At 55.1% G+C, this 22352-nt stretch carries 20 protein-coding genes; 11 read left to right on the plus strand and 9 right to left on the minus strand.

Annotated elements, in window-relative coordinates; translation table 11 throughout:
* Nucleotides 1-34 precede the first annotated feature (34 nt).
* Nucleotides 35-970: an aromatic alcohol reductase gene (locus VGM55_RS14700; protein WP_331635884.1), complete on the plus strand. Its 936-nt coding sequence runs from the start codon at nucleotides 35-37 to the stop codon at nucleotides 968-970.
* A gap of 53 nt (nucleotides 971-1023) precedes the next feature.
* Here the strand turns inward: VGM55_RS14700 and VGM55_RS14705 are convergent, their stop codons facing one another.
* Both VGM55_RS14705 and VGM55_RS14710 read right to left on the minus strand, forming a co-directional pair.
* Nucleotides 1024-2496 (minus strand): pyridoxal phosphate-dependent decarboxylase family protein, encoded by a 1473-nt coding sequence (locus tag VGM55_RS14705; RefSeq protein WP_154188552.1) that lies wholly within the window; start codon nucleotides 2494-2496, stop codon nucleotides 1024-1026.
* A 14-nt stretch (nucleotides 2497-2510) separates the two neighbouring features.
* Nucleotides 2511-3896, minus strand: coding sequence for a diaminobutyrate--2-oxoglutarate transaminase (locus VGM55_RS14710; RefSeq protein ID WP_154188551.1), 1386 nt, complete (start codon nucleotides 3894-3896; stop codon nucleotides 2511-2513).
* Between the two features lie 525 nt (nucleotides 3897-4421).
* Here VGM55_RS14710 and VGM55_RS14715 point away from each other — a divergent pair.
* Together VGM55_RS14715 and modA are read left to right on the plus strand one after the other, a co-directional pair.
* A complete protein-coding gene (locus tag VGM55_RS14715; protein WP_331635885.1) occupies nucleotides 4422-5474 on the plus strand; it encodes an ABC transporter substrate-binding protein in 1053 nt (350 codons plus the stop codon).
* Nucleotides 5474-6178 carry a molybdate ABC transporter substrate-binding protein gene (gene modA / locus VGM55_RS14720; RefSeq protein ID WP_154188550.1) on the plus strand — a complete coding sequence of 235 codons (705 nt, stop codon included), beginning with the start codon at nucleotides 5474-5476 and terminating at the stop codon, nucleotides 6176-6178. Before VGM55_RS14715 ends, modA begins: the two co-directional genes overlap by 1 nt.
* 54 nt (nucleotides 6179-6232) lie before the next feature.
* On the opposite strand, the gene VGM55_RS14725 is transcribed toward modA, so the two are convergent.
* Entirely contained in the window at nucleotides 6233-6514 is a 282-nt protein-coding gene (locus VGM55_RS14725; protein WP_154188549.1) for a YjcB family protein, read from the minus strand.
* 439 nt (nucleotides 6515-6953) lie between these two features.
* Between VGM55_RS14725 and VGM55_RS14730 the strand changes: the two genes are divergently transcribed.
* Nucleotides 6954-8552: an EAL domain-containing protein gene (locus VGM55_RS14730; protein WP_154188548.1), complete on the plus strand. Its 1599-nt coding sequence runs from the start codon at nucleotides 6954-6956 to the stop codon at nucleotides 8550-8552.
* Here VGM55_RS14730 and soxS read toward each other — a convergent pair.
* Nucleotides 8543-8866: a superoxide response transcriptional regulator SoxS gene (soxS, locus tag VGM55_RS14735; RefSeq protein ID WP_038476622.1), complete on the minus strand. Its 324-nt coding sequence runs from the start codon at nucleotides 8864-8866 to the stop codon at nucleotides 8543-8545. The two genes, VGM55_RS14730 and soxS, sit on opposite strands and share 10 nt — an antisense overlap.
* Before the next feature lie 80 nt (nucleotides 8867-8946).
* Here soxS and soxR point away from each other — a divergent pair, with 80 nt between their 5' ends.
* From soxR to VGM55_RS14755, 4 genes are all read left to right on the plus strand, one after another.
* Nucleotides 8947-9402, plus strand: a complete 456-nt coding sequence (soxR, locus tag VGM55_RS14740) for a redox-sensitive transcriptional activator SoxR (protein ID WP_331635886.1) — start codon at nucleotides 8947-8949, stop codon at nucleotides 9400-9402.
* A gap of 358 nt (nucleotides 9403-9760) precedes the next feature.
* Nucleotides 9761-10429 carry a glutathione S-transferase family protein gene (locus VGM55_RS14745; RefSeq protein WP_154188546.1) on the plus strand — a complete coding sequence of 223 codons (669 nt, stop codon included), beginning with the start codon at nucleotides 9761-9763 and terminating at the stop codon, nucleotides 10427-10429.
* 344 nt (nucleotides 10430-10773) lie between these two features.
* Nucleotides 10774-12123 carry a guanine/hypoxanthine transporter GhxP gene (ghxP, locus tag VGM55_RS14750; protein ID WP_154188545.1) on the plus strand — a complete coding sequence of 450 codons (1350 nt, stop codon included), beginning with the start codon at nucleotides 10774-10776 and terminating at the stop codon, nucleotides 12121-12123.
* A 149-nt stretch (nucleotides 12124-12272) separates the two neighbouring features.
* Complete coding sequence (locus VGM55_RS14755; RefSeq protein ID WP_331635887.1) at nucleotides 12273-13919, plus strand: Na+/H+ antiporter; 1647 nt, start codon at nucleotides 12273-12275, stop codon at nucleotides 13917-13919.
* Nucleotides 13920-13924: 5 nt separating this feature from the next.
* Here VGM55_RS14755 and VGM55_RS14760 read toward each other — a convergent pair whose 3' ends face one another.
* Nucleotides 13925-14824 (minus strand): LysR family transcriptional regulator, encoded by a 900-nt coding sequence (locus VGM55_RS14760; protein WP_331635888.1) that lies wholly within the window; start codon nucleotides 14822-14824, stop codon nucleotides 13925-13927.
* Nucleotides 14825-14925: 101 nt separating this feature from the next.
* Here VGM55_RS14760 and VGM55_RS14765 point away from each other — a divergent pair, with 101 nt between their 5' ends.
* On the plus strand, nucleotides 14926-15351 hold the full coding sequence (locus VGM55_RS14765; protein WP_331635889.1) for a CidA/LrgA family protein: 426 nt from the start codon (nucleotides 14926-14928) through the stop codon (nucleotides 15349-15351).
* On the plus strand, nucleotides 15344-16033 hold the full coding sequence (locus VGM55_RS14770; RefSeq protein WP_331635890.1) for an LrgB family protein: 690 nt from the start codon (nucleotides 15344-15346) through the stop codon (nucleotides 16031-16033). Before VGM55_RS14765 ends, VGM55_RS14770 begins: the two co-directional genes overlap by 8 nt.
* Before the next feature lie 45 nt (nucleotides 16034-16078).
* Here the strand turns inward: VGM55_RS14770 and actP are convergent, their stop codons facing one another.
* The 3 genes from actP to acs form a co-directional block, all read right to left on the minus strand.
* On the minus strand, nucleotides 16079-17728 hold the full coding sequence (gene actP, locus VGM55_RS14775; RefSeq protein WP_331635891.1) for a cation/acetate symporter ActP: 1650 nt from the start codon (nucleotides 17726-17728) through the stop codon (nucleotides 16079-16081).
* A complete protein-coding gene (locus VGM55_RS14780) occupies nucleotides 17725-18039 on the minus strand; it encodes a DUF485 domain-containing protein (RefSeq protein WP_154188539.1) in 315 nt (104 codons plus the stop codon). Before VGM55_RS14780 ends, actP begins: the two co-directional genes overlap by 4 nt.
* Nucleotides 18040-18390: 351 nt before the next feature.
* Nucleotides 18391-20349 (minus strand): acetate--CoA ligase, encoded by a 1959-nt coding sequence (gene acs, locus VGM55_RS14785; RefSeq protein ID WP_331635892.1) that lies wholly within the window; start codon nucleotides 20347-20349, stop codon nucleotides 18391-18393.
* Between the two features lie 425 nt (nucleotides 20350-20774).
* Here acs and gltP point away from each other — a divergent pair, with 425 nt between their 5' ends.
* The gene (gene gltP, locus VGM55_RS14790; RefSeq protein WP_154188537.1) at nucleotides 20775-22088 is read left to right on the plus strand and encodes a glutamate/aspartate:proton symporter GltP; all 1314 of its coding nucleotides are present in this window, start codon (nucleotides 20775-20777) and stop codon (nucleotides 22086-22088) included.
* Between the two features lie 49 nt (nucleotides 22089-22137).
* Here the strand turns inward: gltP and VGM55_RS14795 are convergent.
* Nucleotides 22138-22352, minus strand: a 215-nt coding sequence (locus VGM55_RS14795; RefSeq protein WP_331635893.1) for a hypothetical protein, incomplete at its 5' end; no start/stop codon positions are given.

Consider the following 22352-nt stretch of genomic DNA (forward strand, 5'->3'; position numbering starts at 1 on the left):
CAATAACGCCGCCCGTAAAGGCTGAAGGTAGACTGTGAGAAATAACATCGCAAAAGAAGATGAAAAAATATTGGTGCTTGGAGTGGGACAACTCGGCGCGGCGATGCTGGATGCGCTGTTGCCGGCAGTTACACCATTGGGGCGTTCAATAACCGCAAGCGTTTCCCCGGCCTCCCTGGATGCAAGTGGGAAGCCCACTTCTCCTACACACCAAAAATATGCTGAAGCCGGTGTCGATTTTATCGCCCCTGATATCACGGAAAGCTGCAGTGAGTCGCTGGTTTCACTATTTAAGCAATTTGACACTGTCATCAACTGTATGGGATTTGTGGCGGGTGCAGGGACGCAGCTTAAAATTACCTACGCGGTTATTCAGGCAGGCGTTAGCCGCTATTTTCCGTGGCAGTTTGGTGTGGATTACGATGTGGTTGGCAAAGGAAGTGGCCAGCCGGTGTGGGATGAACAGCATGATGTCAGAACGCTGCTGCGCAGCCAGGATGTGACCGAGTGGGTAATTGTTTCGACAGGTATGTTCACCAGCTTCCTGTTTGAGCCCGAGTTTGACGTTGTCAATCTTGGCAAACAAACCATCAATGCGCTGGGCAGCTGGGAGACTCAGGTCACCGTAACCTCACCGGAAGATATCGGTCGGCTCACGACAGCCATTTATCTCGAACAGCCTCGTGTGGTTAACCAGGTGATGTTTGTTGCCAGTGAAACGCTTACCTATGGCAGACTGGCTGATATTGTCGAGCGCACCAGCGACAAGCCGTTTAGCAAAGCGGTCCTGAGCCTGCCGGACTTACGGGACGATCTTAGCCATCATCCGGATGACGTCATGTTGCGCTACCGTACTGCCTTTGCGCGCGGCGAGGGAGTCTGGTGGCCGATGGAAAAAACCTATAATTTCACAAGAAATATTCACGTTCAGGATGTAGAACAGTGGCTGTGGGCGAAGCTAGCTGAATAATAAAAAAGCCGGTGGCGAAGGTTCGCGACCGGCTTTTCTTCATACGCAAGAAATTATGCGTTCAGCAGCGGCTCTGCGGTTTTCTCAACCAGCGCCAGCAGGACTTTTACGTCCTCCAGAGTGACGGTCGGGTTCAGCAGGGTCAGCTTCAGGCAGGTTACGCCGTTATGCTCGGTCACGCCGACGTTCGCGCGGCCAGACTCCAGCAGCGCATCGCCAATTTTCTGGTTCAGCAGCGCGATTTCAGCGTCGCTGCGGCCAGCCAGGCTTGCCGGGCGGAAGCGGAACAGCACGCTTGCCAGCTGCGGCTGCATCACCAGCTCCAGCGAAGCGTGGTCAGCCACGTAAGCCGCCACGTTCTGCGCCATGGTCACACCGTGATCGATGATTTCGGCGTACTGTTTCTGGCCCAGCGCTTCCAGGCCCATCCACAGCTTAAGGGCGTCAAAGCGGCGGGTGGTCTGCAGCGATTTAGACACCAGGTTCGGCACACCTTGCTCTTCGTCGAACTCGGAGTTCAGGTAGGCCGCCTGGTAGCGCATCAGCTCGTAGTGACGAGCATCTTTCAGCAGGAACGCACCGCAGCTGATGGTCTGGAAGAACTGTTTGTGGAAGTCCAGAGTAACGGAATCCACCAGCTCCAGGCCGTTCAGGTAATCGCGATACTTCTCCGACAGCAGCAGTGCGCCGCCCCAGGCTGCATCAACGTGTACCCAAATCTGGTGCTCAGCGGCCAGCTTCGCGATGTCGCGCAGCGGGTCGATAGCGCCAGCGTCGGTGGTACCGGCGGTTGCGACGATAGCCATGATCTGCTCGCCGTTCGCTTTCGCCTGCGCGATTTTCGCCGCCAGGTCGTTAACGTCCATGCGGGCGAACTCGTCGGTTTTCACCAGCGTGACTGACTGGTAGCCCATGCCCATCAGCGCCATGTTTTTCTGCACGGAGAAGTGGGCATTTTCAGAGCACAGGACTCTGATTTTACGGATGTCGCCGGTCAGGCCATCCTGCTGGACGGAGTGACCCTGGCGCGCAAAGTAAGCGTCACGCGCCAGCATCAGGCCCATCAGGTTGCTCTGGGTACCGCCGCTGGTGAACACGCCCGCATCGCCAGCCGGGTAGCCTACCTGTGCGCGCAACCATTCGATCAGCTTCATCTCGATGATGGTCGCTGACGGGCTTTGATCCCAGGAGTCCATGCTCTGGTTGGTGGCGTTGATCAGCACTTCCGCGGCCTGGCTAACCACCAGGCTTGGGCAGTGAAGATGCGCCACGCACTGCGGGTGATGCACCAGCAGGCTGTCTTTTAAGAAGTACTCAATCGCACGTTCAATCGCGACCTGGTTGCCCAAGCCCTGAGGATTGAAGTCGAGCTGAATACGTTCTTTCAGCTCGGCGACGGTTTTGCCCTGGTACATCTGGGGCTGCTGCAGCCATTCCACTACGGCCTGGCTGGTCTGGGCGATCGCCTGCTGGTACTCCTCAATGCTCTGCGCAGAGGAGGCCAGAATCGGGTGAGATCGGGACATATTTATTACTCCAGTCAGACAGCTTTTGCGCCAGCGGCTAACAAGGCTTTTTCAAATTTGCTCAGGAAAATTTCCAGCTCGTCGTCGCTGATAAGCAGGGATGGCAGCAGGCGCAGCACGCAGCCGTTACGGCCACCGCGCTCCAGAATCAGGCCCGCTTCGAAGCATTTTTTCTGGATCAGAGCAGACAGCGCGCCGTCAGCGGGATAGCAACCCATATGATCCTGTGCTTCTTCTGGCTTGACGATCTCAATGCCGAGCATCAGGCCCAGGCCGCGAACGTGTCCAATAGCCGGGTAGCGTTTCTGCAGCGCGATCAGTTTGCCTTTCAGCCATTCGCCCTGCGCGGCAACTTTGTCAGCGACGTTGTTGTTTTTCAGGTACTTGAGGGTGGTCAGGCCGGTTGCCATCGCCAGCTGGTTGCCGCGGAAGGTGCCGGTGTGGTGACCGGGTTCCCAGGCATCGATCTCTTTTCTCAGGCCCAGCACGGCCAGCGGCAGACCGCCGCCAACGGCTTTGGACATCACGATGATGTCTGGCTCAATGCTGGCGTGTTCGTAGGCGAACAGCTTGCCGGTACGGGCAAAACCAGCCTGAACTTCATCGATGATCAGCACGATACCGTGCTCTTTGGTCACTTTACGGATGCGCTGCAGCCACTCGGCAGGCGCCGGGTTCACGCCGCCTTCGCCCTGTACGGCTTCGAGGATCACGGCCGCAGGTTTGCGCACGCCGCTTTCAACGTCGTTGATCAGGTTGTCGAAGTAGTAGGTCAGCGCCTTCACGCCCGCGTCACCGCCAATGCCCAGCGGGCAGCGGTACTCGTGCGGGTATGGCATGAACTGAACTTCCGGCATCAGGCCGTTGATGGCCGCTTTCGGAGAAAGGTTGCCGGTTACGGACAGCGCGCCGTGGGTCATCCCGTGGTAGCCGCCGGAGAAGCTAATAACGCCGCTGCGGCCGGTGTGTTTCTTGGCCAGCTTGATAGCGGCTTCTACCGCGTCCGCGCCGGATGGGCCGCAGAACTGCAGGCAATATTCTTTACCCTGGCTCGGCAGTAAAGAGAGCAGGTATTCTGAGAACTCGTCTTTTAACGGGGTAGTCAGATCCAAAGTATGTAACGGCAAGCCGCTGGTAATGACGTTTTGGATGCTTTGCAGGATGTCAGGATGGTTGTGACCAAGCGCCAACGTGCCCGCACCGGCCAGACAGTCAAGGTAACGGTTACCTTCAACGTCGATGATCCAGGCGCCCTGGGCTTTGGCTATAGCGAACGGTAATTTGCGCGGGTAACTTCTGACATTCGATTCGAATTCAGCCTGTCGTGCCAAATAGGTTTCGTTGGTAGCGTTTGCAGATTGTGCATCTAAAGTATCAATACGGACTTTATCCGTCATCATATCTCTCCTACAACCGTCGGCATGCGCGCAGCGGCTGAATTAAGTAAACAATACTCGTCATGCTTCAAGTTGAAACTCGAATTATCCAGAGTATAAATGTCGTTTAGGGTGCATAAAACGCCGCCAATATATGGCTTTTTACCCCCCCGCTCAACGATTAATTTTTTCCGTTTTTTTTAATTTTAAATCAATGGGTTGGAGATGCTTTTGACCGGTATCCAGACATCCGATCTCTTAACTATTGGCAATGGCAGGAAAAAAAGCCCCCTTAAAGGCCTAATTTGGCGTATCGAAACGGTCTGGACAGACCAGATTTTGGCGATTGGAAATAATTAAAAACAAAAAATTACCCCGGGACATTCATTGGCAACTGGGGTTTCACTTTTTGTGCACGCTAAGACGGGAAGCCGGATTCAAGAACGGGGCCTCGCTTGATCCAGCTCAGTCTCTACCCCTTAAAATCGCTGGGCGCGGGGGAGTCGTCGCTGTATATTTTTATACACAACGATCATAAGGACTCCTACCGTGAACCGATTGACTCGCCGCCTGACATTAGGCGCATTGTTAGTACTTTCCCCGCTCGCCGCGTTGGCGAACCGCACCATCACCGACCAGCTTGGCCGCCAAGTCACTATCCCCGATGAGGTTGACCGCGTGGTAGTGCTTCAGCACCAAACGCTCAATCTGCTGGTGCAGATGAACGCGACCGACAAGGTAGTCGGCATTCTTGCTAACTGGAAGCAGCAGCTTGGCAGCGGCTATGCCCGGCTTGCTCCAGAGCTTGAGCACAAAGCCCAGCTGGGTGATTTAACCAGTGTGAACACCGAAAAGCTGGTGGCGCTGCACCCTCAGGCGGTGTTTGTGACCAACTATGCGCCAAAAGAGATGATCGACAGCATCAGCAAGCTTGGCATCCCGGTTATCGCAATTTCGCTGCGCCACGATGCGACGGGCGAGCAGGACAAGCTGAACCCTTCTATGAATGATGAAGAGCAGGCCTACAATCTCGGCCTGAAAGAGGGCATCGAGCTGATTGGCGAAGTGGTTAATAAGGAGAAGCAGGCGAAGGCGCTTATCGACGCCACCTTTGCCGAGCGCAGGCTGGTCAGCGACCGCCTGAAAGACATTCCGGAGAGCCAGCGGGTACGAGCCTATATGGCTAACCCCGATCTGACGACCTACGGTTCCGGGAAATATACCGGCCTGATGATGGCTCACGCGGGCGCTCTAAACGTGGCGGCATCAACCGTGAAAGGCTTTAAGCAGGTGTCGATGGAGCAGGTGATCGCCTGGGATCCGCAGGCGATCTTTGTACAGGATCGTTATCCGAAAGTGGTCGATGAGGTAGTCAGCAAACCCGAGTGGCAAACGATCGATGCGGTGAAAAACCATCAGGTCTGGCTGATGCCGGAATACGCCAAAGCCTGGGGCTACCCGATGCCGGAAGCGATGGCCATCGGTGAACTGTGGATGGCGAAAAAACTCTATCCGGCCAAATTCAAAGATATTGATATGAAGAAAGTGGCCGACAGCTGGTATCAGCGTTTTTACCGTACGCATTATGAAGGTGTGGAGTAATGCCTTTGCAGGTGCTGGCAGCGGGCAGTTTGAGGCGAGTCTGGCCGCCGCTTATGGCGGAGTTCGGGCGGCAAACCGGTATCTTAACGGCGACGCAGTTTGCGCCTGCGGGCATGCTGCGAGCGCGTATCGAAGCCGGTGAAAACTGCGCTCTGTTTGCTTCGGCGAACATGGCGCACCCTCAGACGCTGTTGGCACAGGGCAAAGCGCTGGCGGTTCAGAGGTTTGCCGGAAATGCGCTTTGCCTGACGGCGGCGGCATACTGCGTTGATGAGCACAGCACCTGGTTAACGTTGTTGGCTAATCCGGCGCTGCGTATTGGCACATCTACGCCGGGGAGCGATCCCTCAGGAGATTACACCTGGCAGTTTTTTGCGAAAGTAGAGGCTGAAACTGGCGTCGAATTGCAGTCGCGAGCCAGGTCTTTAGTGGGTGGGCCGGAGACGCAGACGGTGCCTGCCGGTAAGCTTGCTGCTGAATGGTTGATTGGTAGCGGGCAGGCCGACCTTGTTATTGGCTATCGAAGCTACGCGGAAGCGCTAAAGTCTTACCGGGAACTGCGGGTGTTTGAGATCCCGTCGCTTTACAATATCCAGGCAGATTATGGACTGGCGTTGTGCGATGCACGAGCGGAGCCGTTGCGGGCTTTTCTGACTTCGAATACCGCACGGCAAATATTGCTGGAATATGGCTTTGTTGTGTGAAGCCTGAAAATAAAAAAACCGCCAACGAGGGCGGTTTTTCTTCCTGACAGACTGTTAAGGCATCATGGTTGGCCATTCCGGTGGCATTCGGGCGATGATATCAACCAGCCCCGTTTTAAACGAAGCCCAAATAACAGGGAAGTCCCCGAGCGTCAGACCAAGCAGCCCCATGGCAAACCAGCAAGAGGCAGCAATCCCCAGGCCGCTACTCACAATGGCTAATGCGCGGTAGTCCGATCGGCGAAACTGAATATTTAAACTGCTTGCCAAAAACATCAAAATCGCGCTGAGCAGCGGCCAGCGCATCAAAATAACGCCGGTAGTGATTGTTGCCATGAACCTTGTTCCTCAAAAGCTGCAATTTATTTTTCTGTTGCACTGGTAATGTGAAGTTTATCACCTTTGTGCGTTAAATCGCCAGCTTCGTGGTGGTTTTTTGCCCGCTTTGCTGCGTCGGCGAGCGGCATTTTTATGCAGAATGGGGTGGAAGAGGTGTGAACGTTTTGTTTATCTGAGGTTTACCACAATTTCGTTTAAATAATCATTCCCTGCTGCTTTAGCCCCAGAAAAACTCATATTAGTGCGGCAGGTGAAATCTTAAGCTAAACGGCTTCCCTATTAATCTTATCTCATTGTTGCGCAAATTAATTTCCGCAGAGTTAACGGCTGAAGGCTATTGCTAAAGCCAGATTTATGATGCAACGTAATCGACGGTCATCAGGTTGTTCCGGTAAGGCATAAAACAGGCGCATAAAAGCAGGGTCATGTGAGCATCATGGTGAGACGAGTTTATCTAAAGGTGTTGCGTACCTCAGGTTTTGTCCTGATGGTTTGCCTGCCGATAATGCTGGCGATCTATTTTGCCCACGTGCGCGCAACCAGCGACACCCAACAGCATCTGCACTCTTTCGGCAAATTGGTGATGGAAAAAACGGAAATTGTTATCACCCATGTTAATGAGGCCCGCAGCGAGGCAGAACGTTTTTCAGGGGAAATATGCAGCCCTAAACATATGGCAAATATGCTGGATATCGTGCGTGGTAAACTATTTGTCGAAGATTTAATTTACATCCGAGGCGATAAGATGCTGTGCTCTACCAGCTATAAGCCTTTAAAATCGCTGCCTGCTCCGCTGCCTTCTTATACCCGCAAACCTGACGTCGCCATTTATTATTATCTGGATACGCCGTTTTATGCCGGGCATAAAATGACCTATATGCAGCGCGGGAATTATATGGCTGTGATTAACCCGCTTAGCTGGTCAGAAGTCTTGTCCGAAGATGACTCGCTGATTTACGGGGTGTACGACACGGTGACCCGCAGCTTTTTCTCTTTGAGTCCGGGGGCTGACAGCGATCTGTTGCATCGTTTTATTCTGCGCAAAGAAAAAACGTTTACTCAGGATGACCGCTTTTACACTATCGACCAGTCGGCTAAAAGACCGATTGCGGTGATTGTCTCAACGTCCGAAACTCTGTTTAACCGCCAGTGGTATCACCAGCTTACGCTGACGCTTCCGCTAGGTGTTATTTGCAGCCTGTTGATTTTAATGATGTGGTCTCGTACCCGTCAGCAGTTAAATTCACCGCGCCGCATGCTATTAAGGGCTCTGGCCAGAAAGCAGCTACAATTGCACTATCAGCCCATTATTGATATTCAAAACGGCTATTGCGTGGGGGCAGAAGCACTACTGCGGTGGGTTAATTTTAACGGTCAAACCATCAGCCCAGGAACGTTTATTCCGCTGGCAGAATCCGAAGGCCTGATTCATAAAATATCGGACTATGTTGTTGATGCCGTATTTAAAGATTTTGGCGAGTTTCTTGCCGACCATCCGGGACTTTATATTTCAATTAATCTTTCGGCATCCGACTTTCACTCCTCGCGCTTAATAACCGTACTTTCCGAGCGAATTAAAACCTATAATATTCGGCCTGGGCAGATAAAAATCGAGGTCACCGAGCGCGGGTTTATAGATGTTGAAAAAACCAGACCGGTTATTCAGGAATTCCGCAACGCGGGCTTTAAGGTTGCAATAGATGACTTCGGCACTGGTTATTCTAATCTGCATAACCTGCAGTATCTTAACGTCGATATTCTAAAAATCGACAAAAGCTTCATTGATTCCGTCGTCAGCGAACGCGCCAGTCATTTACTGGTTGAGCACATTATTGATATTGCCCACAGCCTAAATTTGACGACCATCGCCGAGGGGGTAGAAACCGAGGTGCAGGTTGCCTGGCTGGTGGAGCACGGCGTGGAGTACTGTCAGGGCTGGTATTTTGCAAAAGCCCTCCCTCCGCAGGAATTTATCGCCTGGCTGTACACGCCAGGCGGCATCAAGCTTGCTTCGGTAGCCCCTGCTCAGGCCTGATGGCGATAATCCGTCGGTGTGCGATCAAACTCACGACGGAATACGCGGGAGAAGGTTTGCTGCGAGACGTAACCGTAGTCCATCGCGATGTCAAAAATTGGGCGCTGGGTTGTGCGCAGTGCCGTGGCGGCCATCAGTAGACGGCGCTGGCGAATATAGTCGCCTAGCGTTTGGTGCATCACGGTACGGAACATGCGTTGCAGGTACCACTTTGAATAACCTGATTTTTTCGCCACCACGTCGATGTTCAGTGGCTGGTCAATATGTTCATCAATCCATTCAGTCAACGTATAAATGATGTCCTGGTGAGCCATGAGTCGTCCTCATTTCCGGGTTAGCTAGTTTCGTTGACCCGGAGTATAATTCCTCAAGTTAACTTGAGGTAAAGAGCATTATGGAAAAGAAATTGCCCCGAATAAAAACGCTGCTGACGCCAGGTGAAGTGGCGAAGCGTAGCGGCGTGGCCGTCTCCGCGCTTCACTTTTATGAAAGCAAAGGGCTAATTAATAGTACGAGAAACTCAGGTAATCAGCGGCGTTATCAACGTGATGTGCTACGAACGGTGGCGATAATCAAAATCGCCCAGCGCATCGGCATTCCGCTCAGTACCGTGGGCGATGCCTTTGGCGTGCTGCCCGACGGGCATTCGATCAACAAAAACGACTGGAAGAAGCTTTCGTCGCAATGGCGCGAGGAGCTGAATCACCGCATTGATACGCTGACCGCGCTGCGTGACGAACTGAATGGCTGTATTGGCTGCGGCTGTTTATCCGGAGCGGAATGCCCGCTGCGTAACCCCGGGGACAAGCTGGGTGAGCTGGGCACAGGTGCGCGGTTGTTGGAAGATTGAAAAATCAATGAATTGATTTTCCTGGTTTACAGGTGCGGCTAGCTGAAGTTTCTTTCTCACAAGATAATCGTCAGTAGCCTGAGAAAAACTAAAGCGCCACAAGGGCGCTTTAGTTGTTTTCCGGTCTTTGTCTTTCGCTCTATCCCGTTCTGACAGGAGGGTTTCCCCCGACATCAGCGCCCCTCAATAACACTTACACACTGACTTTGGAGGTTCCGGTCTGCACTGACAATTTAAGTGTAGGCAGCCCCCTTCACTTTGCAAGGTCAATCGGTCTTTTTTTGTTCATTTTTTTGACATGTGATGCGCGGGCGGCTTTCCTATAGTTACTCCAACTGGCTAAACAAAAGGTTACCGCATGCTAACGGTTCATCATCTCAATAATTCTCGCTCCCAGCGCATCCTTTGGATGCTTGAAGAGCTGGAGCAACCCTACCAGATCGTACGTTACCAGCGGGAACCCTCGATGCTCGCACCGGAGGCATTAAAAAAAATTCATCCGTTAGGTAAATCACCGGTTGTTGAAGATAACGGCCATATCCTCGCTGAGTCCGGTGCGATTCTTGAGTATCTTCAGGAAGCCTACGATAGCGAAAACCGCCTGAAGCCGGTGGCGATTAACGACAAGATCCAGTACCGCTTTTGGCTGCATTACGCGGAGGGGTCCTTGATGCCGCTGTTATTAATGAAGCTGGTTTTTGGCAGCCTCGGCAAAGCGCCGGTTCCCTGGCCTCTGCGTCCGCTGGGGAAGGCGCTGGGGCAAGGCGTGCAGAAAGCCTGGCTCAACAAGCAAATCGCCACTCATGCCCGCTTTATTGAAGATCACCTGAATCAGAACGCGTGGTTTGCCGGGCAGCAGTTTAGTGCGGCAGATATTCAGATGAGTTTCCCCGTGGCTGCGCTCCTGGCACGAGGCGAGGTGAACGATATGCCGCACACTCAGGCATGGATGAAAAATGTTCAGACGCGCCCGGCCTGGCAGAGAGCGCTAAATCAGGGTGGGCCTTTTGAGATCCCCGGCACGTGATCGCCGTTCAGGCAAGCGGGTGAAAAACGCGTCGGCAGTTTGCTATTTTGTTGCGAAATTGCGCATTGACGATAACGTTTGCGCACTACGAGGCGATTAATTCATCAGCTGAGCACATTTTCCGCGAAAAGGGCAAAAGTTAAGTTGAAAATCCCGTCAGTAAGGCTGGATAATCGTTTGCCTTAATTCTGTTACACCGATTTGTCCGCGTGGAGTTAAACGATTGCTTTTTTGTGACACCCCTTTTGTCACAATCGTAGCGCAGGGAGACAACGTTTAACTGGCAGCGGGTTGTCCACCACCCGGACAAACGTCATTCTAAAAATCTCAGGGGATTTTTCACTATGTCTACACCTTCTCCGCGTGCCGGCGGTTCGCTCGACGCCTGGTTCAAAATTTCTGCACGTGGCAGTAACGTGCGTCAGGAAGTTGTCGCCGGTCTGACGACCTTCCTGGCCATGGTCTACTCCGTCATCGTTGTGCCGGGCATGCTCGGTAAAGCGGGTTTCCCACCAACGGCGGTCTTCGTGGCGACCTGCCTGGTGGCGGGCGTGGGCTCCATCGTTATGGGCCTGTGGGCCAACCTGCCTCTGGCTATCGGCTGCGCCATCTCGCTGACCGCCTTCACCGCCTTTAGCCTGGTACTCGGCCAGCACATTAGCGTGCCGGTCGCGCTTGGCGCGGTGTTCCTGATGGGCGTCCTGTTTACCCTTATCTCTGCCACCGGCATTCGTAGCTGGATTCTGCGCAATTTGCCGATGGGCGTGGCGCACGGCACCGGGATTGGTATCGGCCTGTTCCTGCTGCTGATTGCCGCAAACGGCGTCGGCCTGGTGATTAAAAACCCGCTGGACGGGCTGCCGGTTGCGCTGGGCCACTTTGCCAGCTTCCCGGTTATCATGTCGCTGATTGGCCTGGCGGTGATCATCGGTCTGGAAAAACTGAAGGTGCCGGGCGGCATTCTGCTGACGATTATCGGCGTGTCCATCGTTGGCCTGATTTTTGACCCGAACGTTCACTTCTCCGGTATCTTCGCCATGCCGTCGCTGAGCGATGACAAAGGCAACTCGCTGATTGGCAGCCTGGACATCATGGGCGCGCTGAACCCGATTGTGCTGCCAAGCGTGCTGGCGCTGGTAATGACCGCGGTATTTGACGCCACCGGGACTATCCGTGCGGTAGCCGGCCAGGCAAACCTGCTGGACAAAGACGGCCAGATCATCGACGGCGGCAAAGCGCTGACCACCGACTCCCTGAGCAGCGTGTTCTCCGGTCTGGTGGGCGCAGCCCCGGCAGCGGTTTACATCGAATCAGCAGCGGGTACTGCAGCGGGCGGTAAAACCGGCCTGACCGCGATCGTCGTTGGCGTGCTGTTCCTGCTTATCCTGTTCCTGTCTCCGCTTTCCTATCTGGTGCCGGCTTACGCCACGGCGCCTGCGCTGATGTATGTTGGCCTGCTGATGCTGAGCAACGTCGCCAAAATCGATTTTGCGGACTTCGTTGATGCGATGGCCGGGCTGATTACTGCGGTATTTATCGTGCTGACCTGTAACATTGTTACCGGCATCATGATCGGTTTTGCTTCTCTGGTTATCGGCCGCGTGGTGTCCGGTGAATGGCGTAAGCTGAACATCGGTACCGTGGTTATCGCCGTTGCGCTGGTGGCGTTCTACGCCGGCGGTTGGGCTATCTGATTTTCAATTCGTGCGGGTTGCGCTCTGTAACCCGCCGCTTTTGCCCACTTCGGGCATTTCCGGTTCCAATGTGATGAAAAAAGTTGTTTTATTATTAAAACAACCGCCAAAGGCGACGCTTCAAATCACACATCACGTTCAGGGAAAACATGGAAATTTTCTTCACCATCTTGATTATGACCCTCGTGGTCTCCCTCTCTGGGGTGGTAACACGTATGTTGCCGTTTCAGATCCCGCTGCCGTTAATGCAAATCGCCATTGGGGCCCTGCTTGCCTGGCCGCACTTTGGCCTGCACGTCGAATTTGACCCTGAGCTGTTCCTGGTGCTCTTCATTCCGCCGCTGCTGTTTGCCGACGGCTGGAAGACGCCGACCCATGAGTTTCTCCACCATGGCCGGGAAATTATTGGCCTGGCGCTGGTGCTGGTGCTGGTCACCGTGGTCGGCATCGGGTTCCTGATTTACTTCCTTGTACCGGGGATCCCGCTGGTGCCTGCTTTTGCGCTGGCCGCCGTGCTGTCACCGACGGACGCCGTGGCGCTTTCAGGTATCGTGGGTGAAGGGCGTATTCCTAAGAAAATCATGGGTATTTTGCAGGGCGAAGCGTTGATGAACGACGCCTCCGGCCTGGTGTCCCTGAAGCTCGCTGTCGCGGTCGCCATTGGGGCGATGGCCTTTAGCGTCGGCGGTGCATCCCTCGAGTTCTTCAAGGTTGCCGTGGGCGGCCTGCTGGCGGGTATCGCGGTCAGCTGGCTGTACGGGAAATCGCTGCGCCTGATGAGCCGCTGGAGCGGCGATGAACCGGCAACTCAGATTCTGCTGCTGCTGCTGCTGCCGTTCGCGTCTTATCTGATTGCCGAGCATATCGGGGTTTCCGGCATTCTGGCCGCAGTGGCCGCAGGGATGACCATCACCCGGTCCGGCGTTCTGCGCAGCGCGCCACTCACCATGCGCCTGCGTGCGAACAGCGTCTGGGCGATGCTGGAGTTTGTGTTTAACGGCATGGTCTTCCTGCTGTTAGGCCTGCAGCTGCCGGGCATTCTCGAGACGTCCGTCGCGGCGGCCAATGCCGATCCGAACGTTGAACTGTGGATGCTATTCCTCGACGTCGGCATGATTTATTTCGCGCTGATCGCGGTGCGTTTCCTGTGGCTGTGGTCGATGAAGCGCATCAGCCTACGCTTTATGAAAAAACGCCCGCTGGAGTTCGGCTCCTTCACTACCCGCGAGCTGGGTATCGCCTCTTTCGCCGGCGTGCGTGGGGCGATTACCCTGGCCGGTGTGCTGTCGATCCCACTGTTCCTGAACGACGGTACGCCTTTCCCGGCGCGCTATGAGCTGATTTTCCTCTCCGCTGGCGTGATCCTGTTCTCGCTGTTTGCCGGGGTTATCATGCTGCCGATTCTGCTGCGAAACGTTGAGGTCGGAGATAAGTCTCTGGCGCGTAAAGAAGAGCGTCTGGCACGTTCCGCGACGGCCGAAGTGGCGATTGTCGCTATCCAGAAAATGGAAGAACGGCTGGCCGTCGACAGCAATGAGAACATTGACGACCAGCTGCTGAAGGAGGTGAGTTCGCGGGTTATCGGGAATTTACGTCGCCGGGCAGACGGCCGGAATGACGTTGAGAGCAGCGAGCTGGAAGAAAACCTGGAACGCCGCTTCCGCCTGACGGCGCTGCGCTCGGAGCGCGCCGAGCTTTACCATCTGCGCGCCACGCAGCAAATCAGCAACGAGACCCTGCAAAAACTCCTGCACGATCTCGACCTGCTGGAAGCGCTGCTGATCGAGAAAGAGTAATCCCGCTAGTTCTGGTCGGTTTCCACTTCCGGCCAGAACTCTCTGCAGCAATCAATCCACGCCTGCGCGCTCTGCGAAATATAAACCCCTTCACGCCAAATCATCCCTAACTGCCAGCTTAAATTGCTGTTGAGCGGCAGCCACATCAGCGTGGTGTGGTCGAGCTTGCGGCAAATCGGCTCCGGCAGCACCGCAATCCCCACGCCGCCCTGAACCATCGCCGCCAGGAAGTCCCACTGCCCGCTGCGCACCGCGATGCGCGGGGTGAAGCCGTTGTCGGCAAACAGCTGCATAAGCTGGCGGCTAAGGGAGAAATCTTCGTTGTAGATAAGCAGCGGGTGTTCGGCCAGCTCAGCCGGGTCAACGCTGGTGCGGCCAATCCACGGGCCGGAGCGGGGCACCAGCACGCAGAGCGGATGGCGGAACAGCGGCATCACCGTTAGCGCGTTTTCGTCTTCTATCGGCATCGCCGTCACCGCGAGATCGAGGTCGCCGTTGATCACCGCCTGCTGCACCGTCAGGCCGCCGAACTCGGAAATCTTAAATTCCACGCCGGGGTAGCGATGCTGATAAACGCCGATCGGGCCGGTCATCAGGGTGCCGACCATCGGCGGAATGCCGAGGCGCAGCACGCCGTTGGTGAGCTGTTTAATGTCGCTTAGCTCGGCCTCAAGCTGGCGAAACTCGGCAAGGATTGCCAGCCCGCGCTGGAATACTATCTGGCCGGTGTCGGTCAGCAGCAGGCGGCGACCGTCGCGGATCAGCAGCGTGCAGTTCAGCTCATCCTCGAGATTGCGCAGCATCTTACTGATGGTGGGCTGCGTGACGAACATCTTCTCCGCCGCACGCGTGAAGCTCTGCTGGCGTACAACCTCGACGAAATAACGCAGCGTTCTGATGTCCATAACTATTCCCGTTAACTATACCTGCAATGATTTTAATTCATTTCAGTAGCGAAGAACCGCTCTCTATAATCGTGGCTGGTATTTTTTCTGGAGTACATATCATGGCTTTGGCGTTAGGTCGTTTTACGCCTGCTGTAATTCATAGCCTGCGCGTTCCCGTGCAGGTTGCCCTGTACGCCGGGCTTTTTGTTTTTGCCGAGCAGCTGGTCACGTGGGGGCACCTGCCGCTGCCCGCGAATCTGGTGGGAATGGTGCTGCTCCTGGCGCTGATTGTCTGCCGCATTGTGCCGCTGAAATGGGTCAGGGAAGGGTCAAAATGGCTACTGGCCGAGATGCTGCTGTTCTTTGTCCCGGCGGTCGTTGCCGTGGTGAATTACTCGCAATTGCTGATGGTGGAAGGCTGGCGCATTTTTGCCGTGATTGCGATAAGCACCGTGCTGGTGCTGGCCAGTACGGCTTTCGTGGTGGAAAGAGTTTACCGCTTTGAGCTGGACCGCGAAGCCCGCAGGCAGCAGCGCCATGACTAACTTTCAGCTCAGCGTGCTGTGCCTCGTGGTCACGCTGATTTTCTACTTCGCCAACAAACGCCTGTATCGCCGCTTTCGCAAACTGCCGCTGATGCCGCTGGTCTTTACGCCGGTGCTGCTGGTGGCGATGCTTGTCTTCGGGCACATCTCTTACAGTAACTACATGGGCGAGGCGCACTGGCTGCTGTGGCTGCTTGGGCCTGCCACCATCGCTTTTGCGGTGCCGGTTTATGACAACCTTAGGGTAATTAAACGCCACTGGATGTCGCTGTCCGCCGGCGTGCTGACGGCGATGGTTGTGGCGGTAACCAGCTCGATTTGGCTGGCCCGCTTATTTACCCTGCCTGACGGCATTCAACGCAGCCTCGCGGTGCGCTCGATTACCACACCTTTTGCCCTGGCGGCGGCAAAACCCATCGGCGGCGAACCTGAACTGGTGGCGCTGTTTGTGGTGATCACCGGCGTGTTCGGTATGGCGGTAGGGGACGTACTGTTTCTGCGCCTGTCGATCAGGGAAGGAATCGCTAAAGGTGCCGGATTCGGTGCAGCTTCTCACGGCGCGGGCACCGCGCGCTCTTACGAACTGGGGCCTCAGGAAGGGGTGATTGCCAGCCTGGTGATGATGCTGTCCGGCGTAGTGACGGTTTTGGTCGCGCCGCTGGTCAGCTGGCTAATGTTTTAACCTACATTTACCGGGGCATATATAGCCCCGGTAAGCGCTTACTAACTAGTGAGCCCGCCCCTGATCGATACCGATGCCGGTTTGAGAACGAATAAACTGCGCGCGGAACTTCTCACGCTCCAGCTTACCTTCCGGCGTGTTATCGGTAATCGAGAACAGCCAGATACCGACAAACGCGATCAGAATAGAGAACAGCGCCGGGTACTCGTACGGGAAGACCGCTTTTTCGTGGCCGAGAATTTGCACCCAGATTGTTGGGCCAAGAATCATCAGCACCACGGCGGTCAGCAGGCCGAGCCAGCCGCCAATCATCGCGCCGCGCGTGGTCAGCTTCGACCAGTACATCGACAGCAGAATAATCGGGAAGTTACAGCTTGCGGCAATCGAGAACGCCAGCCCCACCATGAAGGCAATATTCTGTTTTTCAAACAGAATACCCAGCAGGATAGCCACCACGCCCAGCACCAGAACGGTGATTTTCGATACTTTTAACTCATCACGTTCGGAAGCGCCTTTGCGGAAGACGTTGGCGTAAAGGTCGTGAGACACCGCCGAAGCGCCCGCCAGCGTTAACCCGGCCACAACCGCGAGGATGGTGGCGAAGGCAACCGCAGAGATAAAGCCCAGGAACAGGTTACCGCCGACCGCATCAGCAAGGTGAACCGCCGCCATGTTGTTGCCGCCAATCAGCGCGCCCGCCGCGTCTTTAAACGCTGGGTTAGCACCGACTAACATAATGGCGCCAAAGCCGATGATAAAGGTCAGAATGTAGAAGTAACCCATGAAGCCGGTGGCGTAAAACACGCTCTTACGCGCTTCGCGGGCGTCGCTCACGGTGAAGAAGCGCATCAGGATGTGCGGCAAGCCAGCGGTGCCAAACATCAGGCCGAGGCCCAAAGAGAGCGCAGAAATGGGGTCTTTGACTAATCCGCCAGGGCTCATGATTGCCGCGCCTTTAGGGTGAACCGCCATCGCTTCATTGAACAGGTTGTTGAAGCTAAAGCCGACGTGCTTCATCACCATAAACGCCATGAAGCTTGCGCCGAACAGCAGCAGCACGGCTTTGATGATTTGCACCCAGGTGGTGGCCAGCATGCCGCCAAACAGTACGTACATCACCATCAGCACGCCCACCAGCACTACGGCGACGTGGTAGTTCAGGCCGAACAGCAGCTCGATGAGCTTCCCGGCGCCCACCATCTGGGCAATCAGGTAAAGGGCGACCACGACCAGCGAGCCGCAGGCGGACAGCGTGCGGATTGGCCCCTGCTTAAGGCGGTAAGACGCCACGTCGGCAAAGGTATAGCGGCCCAGGTTACGCAGGCGTTCGGCGATCAGGAACAGGATAATCGGCCAGCCGACAAGGAAACCCAGCGAGTAAATCAGACCATCATAACCTGAGGTATAAACCAGCGCGGAAATCCCGAGGAACGAGGCGGCCGACATAAAGTCACCGGCAATCGCCAGGCCATTCTGAAAACCGGTAATGTTGCCGCCTGCGGTGTAATAATCGCTGCGGGAGCGAACGCGTTTGGACGCCCAGTAAGTGATATACAGCGTCAGGGCGACGAAAATCAGGAACATGATGATCGCCTGCCAGTTGGTTGGCTGGCGCTGCACGTCGCCGGTTATCGCATCGGCGGCGAAAGCACCGGCAGGCAGCAGAACGGCAAAGGCCGCAAGAAAACGTTTCATTTAACCCCCACTTCACGCAGCACTTCGTTGTTCAGGCGGTCAAATTCGCCGTTAGCACGCCAGACATAAATCCCGGTGAGCAGGAAGGAAATAACGATAACGCCGATGCCGATAGGGATGCCTCGCGTGACGCTGGTACCGTCATGAAGCGGAGTGCCAAGCCACGCGGGTGCGAAGGCAATCAGCAAAATAAAACCCACGTAAATCACTAACATAATCAGTGACAGGAGGGCGGCAAACCGTTGCCTTTTGGAAACCAACTCCCTGAAATGCGCACTGCTTTCTATCCGCTGATAAATATCTTGATTCATCACAGAGTCTCCAGAGGTCCTCCGTCGTCTTTCGCGCTGCAGGTGCGTTGGCTGCACACGATTACTCGGTCCGTCCATGGACCTCGCCCCTACGGGGGCCGCTGTAATCAGCGTTCAAATCTGTTCCTGACAGATTTGTCACCCCAGTCACATAGTGAATCTATGCTCCTGGGGATGACAGTGTTTGCTGCCTGCAACGCGAAATCCATAGGAGGGGATAGGGTATTGTTTTTAAGTAAAAACGCCGTACGGTTCCCTCGCCCCTTTGGGGAGAGGGTTAGGGTGAGGGGAAATATACGGCTCAATCCTCTCACCCGGCCCTTGCCTGAAATAACGAGGGGTAATTCTGTTTTAAGAAGGCATCGAAATGGACTGCTTCTCTTCCAGCAGTTTTTCTACCACGCCAGGATCGGCGAGGGTTGAGGTATCGCCCAGGTTGCTGGTGTCGCCGGAGGCAATCTTGCGCAAGATGCGGCGCATAATTTTGCCGGAGCGGGTCTTTGGCAGCGAGTCTGTCCAGTGCAGTACATCCGGCGTGGCAAGCGGGCCTATCTCTTTACGTACCCAGTTACGAACCTCGGCGTACAGCTCCGGCGTCGGTTCTTCGCCGTGGTTCAGCGTGACGTAGGCGTAAATCGCCTGGCCTTTAATATTGTGTGGGATGCCGACCACGGCGGCCTCGGCAATCTTCGGATGCGAAACCAGCGCTGATTCTATCTCTGCGGTACCCAGACGGTGGCCGGACACATTCAGCACGTCGTCCACGCGGCCCGTTATCCAGTAATAGCCGTCTTCGTCCCGGCGCGCGCCGTCACCGCTGAAATACATGTTTTTGAAGGTGGAGAAGTAGGTCTGCTCGAAGCGCTCATGGTCGCCAAACAGCGTGCGCGCCTGGCCCGGCCAGGAATCGGTAATCGTCAGATTGCCTTCGGTTGCGCCCTGCTGCGGGTTGCCTTCGTTATCGACCAGCGCGGGCTGAACGCCAAAGAACGGCTGGGTCGCGGAACCGGCTTTCAGCTCGGTTGCGCCCGGCAGCGGGGTGATCATGAAGCCGCCGGTTTCCGTCTGCCACCAGGTGTCCATCACCGGGCATTTCTCATTGCCGATGTGCTTCCAGTACCACTCCCAGGCTTCCGGGTTGATGGGCTCGCCCACGGAGCCAAGAATGCGCAGCGAAGAGCGGTCGGTGCCTTCGGTGGCTTTATCCCCTTCGGCCATCAGCGCGCGGATGGCGGTCGGCGCGGTGTAGAGAATATTCACCTTATGTTTGTCGACCACCTGCGCCATGCGGTTTGGCTTCGGCCAGTTAGGCACGCCTTCAAACATCAGCGTGATTGCCCCGCAGGCCAGCGGGCCGTAAAGCAGGTAGCTGTGCCCGGTAACCCAGCCCACGTCCGCGGTACACCAGTACACATCGCCTGGGTGGTAGTCGAAGACGTATTTAAAGGTGGTTGCGGCGTAAACCAGGTAGCCGCCGGTAGTGTGCAGCACACCTTTTGGCTTGCCGGTAGAGCCGGAGGTATAGAGGATGAACAGCGGATCTTCGGCGTTCATTTCGACCGGCTGGTGCTGGTCGCTGGCTTTTTCTACCAGCTCGCTCCACCACAGGTCGCGGTTCTGGTGCCAGTCGATTTTGCCGCCGGTACGGTTAAGCACGATAACGTGCTCGACGGTTTTAACATTTGGGTTTTTAAGCGCATCATCCACGTTCTTTTTCAGCGGGATGGAACGCCCGGCGCGCACGCCTTCGTCGGCGGTGATCACCAGCCGCGAGCTGGAGTCGATAATGCGTCCGGCCACGGCCTCAGGCGAGAAGCCGCCAAAGATGACGGAATGTACGGCACCAATACGCGCGCAGGCCAGCATGGCAACGGCCGCTTCCGGCACCATCGGCATATAAATGGCGACAACATCCCCTTTTTTAATCCCCAGATCGACCAGCGTATTGGCGAAACGGCAGACGTCGCGATGCAGCTCGCGGTAGGTGATGTTTTTGCTCTGGGTCGCGTCATCGCCCTCCCAGATAATGGCGGTTTGATCGCCCCGTTCTTTCAGGTGCCGGTCGAGGCAGTTCGCGGCTAAATTGAGCGTACCGTCCTCATACCACTTGATAGAGATGTTTCCCGGCGCAAAAGAGGTATTTTTTACCTTTTGATACGGCTTGATCCAGTCGAGAATTTTCCCTTGTTCGCCCCAAAACGCGTCCGGATCCTGTATCGACTGTTGATACAGGGCCTGGTACTGCTCCGGGTTTATCAGGCAACGGTCCGCAATGTTTGCGGGAATAGCATGTTTGTGTACTTGGCTCATGGCTTTTTTTCTCCTTTTGGATGTTAATAATATGTCACACAAACGTTAATTGTAGGGGTATTGGCAGCTTTGTTTACTTTTTGGGCGGCAGATCACGCATTAAAATAATTGCGCAATAATTGTTCAAGCAGATGAATCATAAGAAATAATTACTTGTGGTATTGATCACTAAAAATAAAAAAATAAAATTTTTATATAACAATAGGTTATGCTTGTGAGTCTAAGAAAAATCCCGTTTATCTGCTTTATGTGAGTGCATACCTCTGAAAATGAAGAGTTGCGTAGCATGCTATCTGGATGGTACTGATACGGCGCTATAAAAATCCCGCGTAACACCTGACGTTTGTCATACCCCCTTTCAGTTTGTGACCTTTTCCTGGATCAACAGCATGGGAATGGCGCTTTTTTGAGGAACTGTAGTCGTTATGAAAAACTTTAAAATCAGCCTGGCCTGGCAAATTTTACTTGCGCTGGTGCTGGGCATTCTCTTAGGAAGTTTTCTTCATTATCAAAGTGATAGCCGTGAATGGCTGATTGCTAACCTGCTGTCCCCGGCGGGGGATATCTTTATCCATCTGATTAAAATGATTGTTGTGCCGATCGTTATCTCTACCCTGGTGGTAGGTATCGCGGGCGTTGGCGACGCAAAGCAGCTTGGCCGCATTGGGGCAAAAACTATCATTTATTTCGAAGTGATCACGACGGTTGCCATCATTCTGGGCATTACGCTTGCGAATGTGTTTCAACCGGGCCACGGCATTGATATGTCGCAGCTTGCTACCGTGGATATTTCGAAATATCAGCATACTGCCCAGGATGTTCAAAGCCATGCTCACGGTCTGATGGGCACCATTCTGTCCCTCGTACCCACCAACATTGTCGCGTCGATGGCGAAGGGCGATATGCTGCCGATCATCTTCTTCTCGGTGCTGTTTGGCCTTGGGCTGTCGTCGCTGCCGGCCACGCATCGCGAGCCGCTGGTGACCGTCTTCCGCTCCATCTCTGAAACCATGTTCAAAGTGACGCACATGGTGATGCGCTATGCGCCGGTGGGCGTCTTCGCGCTTATCTCGGTGACCGTGGCGAACTTTGGCTTTGCCTCGCTCTGGCCGCTACTGAAGCTGGTGGTGCTGGTGTACGTGGCGATTGCCTTCTTCGCGTTTGTGGTGCTGGGCGCCGTGGCGCGCATATGCGGGCTGAAAATCACTATCCTGATGCGGATTCTGAAAGACGAGCTGATCCTGGCGTTCTCCACCGCCAGCTCTGAGAGCGTGCTGCCGCGCATTATCGAGAAGATGGAGGCCTATGGTGCTCCGGCGTCGATCACCAGCTTCGTGGTGCCGACCGGCTACTCGTTTAACCTCGATGGCTCGACGCTGTACCAGAGCATCGCGGCGATTTTCATCGCTCAGCTGTACGGTATCGATCTGTCGCTGTGGCAGGAAATCATCCTGGTACTGACGCTGATGGTGACCTCAAAAGGGATTGCCGGCGTGCCGGGTGTCTCCTTCGTGGTGCTGCTGGCGACGCTTGGCAGCGTCGGTATTCCGCTGGAAGGGCTGGCGTTTATTGCCGGGGTTGACCGTATTCTGGATATGGCGCGTACCGCGCTGAACGTGGTCGGCAACGCGCTGGCGGTGCTGGTTATCGCCAAGTGGGAACACAAATTCGACCATAAAAAAGCCCAGGCCTATGAGCGTGAGCTTTTTGGGAAATTTGACAGTAAAGCGAGCAGTTAAGTAGCGATCTCTCTTGCAAGGAGAGATCTGTTGCTCCGCTATTTTCCGTTCACCAGTAGATCTGTTTTCCCCGGACACGTTCAGAGTACGGTGAACGTGTCCGGGGGATAACGCCATCCCCCGAACAGCCCCGGCGCCCGGCGAGCTCATCGCCGCTAAAGCGGTAAACCCACCGGCTATCACCCAAACATTCGGGGTCGTTCGCGATTCGTTCCCGACGATCGCTCTCTTTCGCTGTTCCCGACAGCTCAACCCCGCCTGAGT

Origin of the sequence: Cedecea sp. (assembly GCF_036500665.1) — a bacterium.
GTDB lineage: Bacteria > Pseudomonadota > Gammaproteobacteria > Enterobacterales > Enterobacteriaceae > Cedecea.

Excerpts from the sequence above, each read along its gene's own strand:
- soxS (WP_038476622.1), bottom strand. The coding sequence starts at position 8,866 with ATGGCTCACCAGGACATCATTTATACGTTGACTGAATGGATTGATGAA.
- VGM55_RS14710 (WP_154188551.1), bottom strand. The coding sequence starts at position 3,896 with ATGATGACGGATAAAGTCCGTATTGATACTTTAGATGCACAATCTGCA.
- soxR (WP_331635886.1), top strand. The coding sequence starts at position 8,947 with ATGGAAAAGAAATTGCCCCGAATAAAAACGCTGCTGACGCCAGGTGAA.
- VGM55_RS14730 (WP_154188548.1), top strand. The coding sequence starts at position 6,954 with ATGGTGAGACGAGTTTATCTAAAGGTGTTGCGTACCTCAGGTTTTGTC.
- VGM55_RS14745 (WP_154188546.1), top strand. The coding sequence starts at position 9,761 with ATGCTAACGGTTCATCATCTCAATAATTCTCGCTCCCAGCGCATCCTT.
- VGM55_RS14780 (WP_154188539.1), bottom strand. The coding sequence starts at position 18,039 with ATGAATCAAGATATTTATCAGCGGATAGAAAGCAGTGCGCATTTCAGG.
- VGM55_RS14705 (WP_154188552.1), bottom strand. The coding sequence starts at position 2,496 with ATGTCCCGATCTCACCCGATTCTGGCCTCCTCTGCGCAGAGCATTGAG.
- modA (WP_154188550.1), top strand. The coding sequence starts at position 5,474 with ATGCCTTTGCAGGTGCTGGCAGCGGGCAGTTTGAGGCGAGTCTGGCCG.
- VGM55_RS14770 (WP_331635890.1), top strand. The coding sequence starts at position 15,344 with ATGACTAACTTTCAGCTCAGCGTGCTGTGCCTCGTGGTCACGCTGATT.
- VGM55_RS14755 (WP_331635887.1), top strand. The coding sequence starts at position 12,273 with ATGGAAATTTTCTTCACCATCTTGATTATGACCCTCGTGGTCTCCCTC.
- ghxP (WP_154188545.1), top strand. The coding sequence starts at position 10,774 with ATGTCTACACCTTCTCCGCGTGCCGGCGGTTCGCTCGACGCCTGGTTC.
- VGM55_RS14725 (WP_154188549.1), bottom strand. The coding sequence starts at position 6,514 with ATGGCAACAATCACTACCGGCGTTATTTTGATGCGCTGGCCGCTGCTC.
- gltP (WP_154188537.1), top strand. The coding sequence starts at position 20,775 with ATGAAAAACTTTAAAATCAGCCTGGCCTGGCAAATTTTACTTGCGCTG.
- actP (WP_331635891.1), bottom strand. The coding sequence starts at position 17,728 with ATGAAACGTTTTCTTGCGGCCTTTGCCGTTCTGCTGCCTGCCGGTGCT.
- VGM55_RS14760 (WP_331635888.1), bottom strand. The coding sequence starts at position 14,824 with ATGGACATCAGAACGCTGCGTTATTTCGTCGAGGTTGTACGCCAGCAG.
- VGM55_RS14765 (WP_331635889.1), top strand. The coding sequence starts at position 14,926 with ATGGCTTTGGCGTTAGGTCGTTTTACGCCTGCTGTAATTCATAGCCTG.
- acs (WP_331635892.1), bottom strand. The coding sequence starts at position 20,349 with ATGAGCCAAGTACACAAACATGCTATTCCCGCAAACATTGCGGACCGT.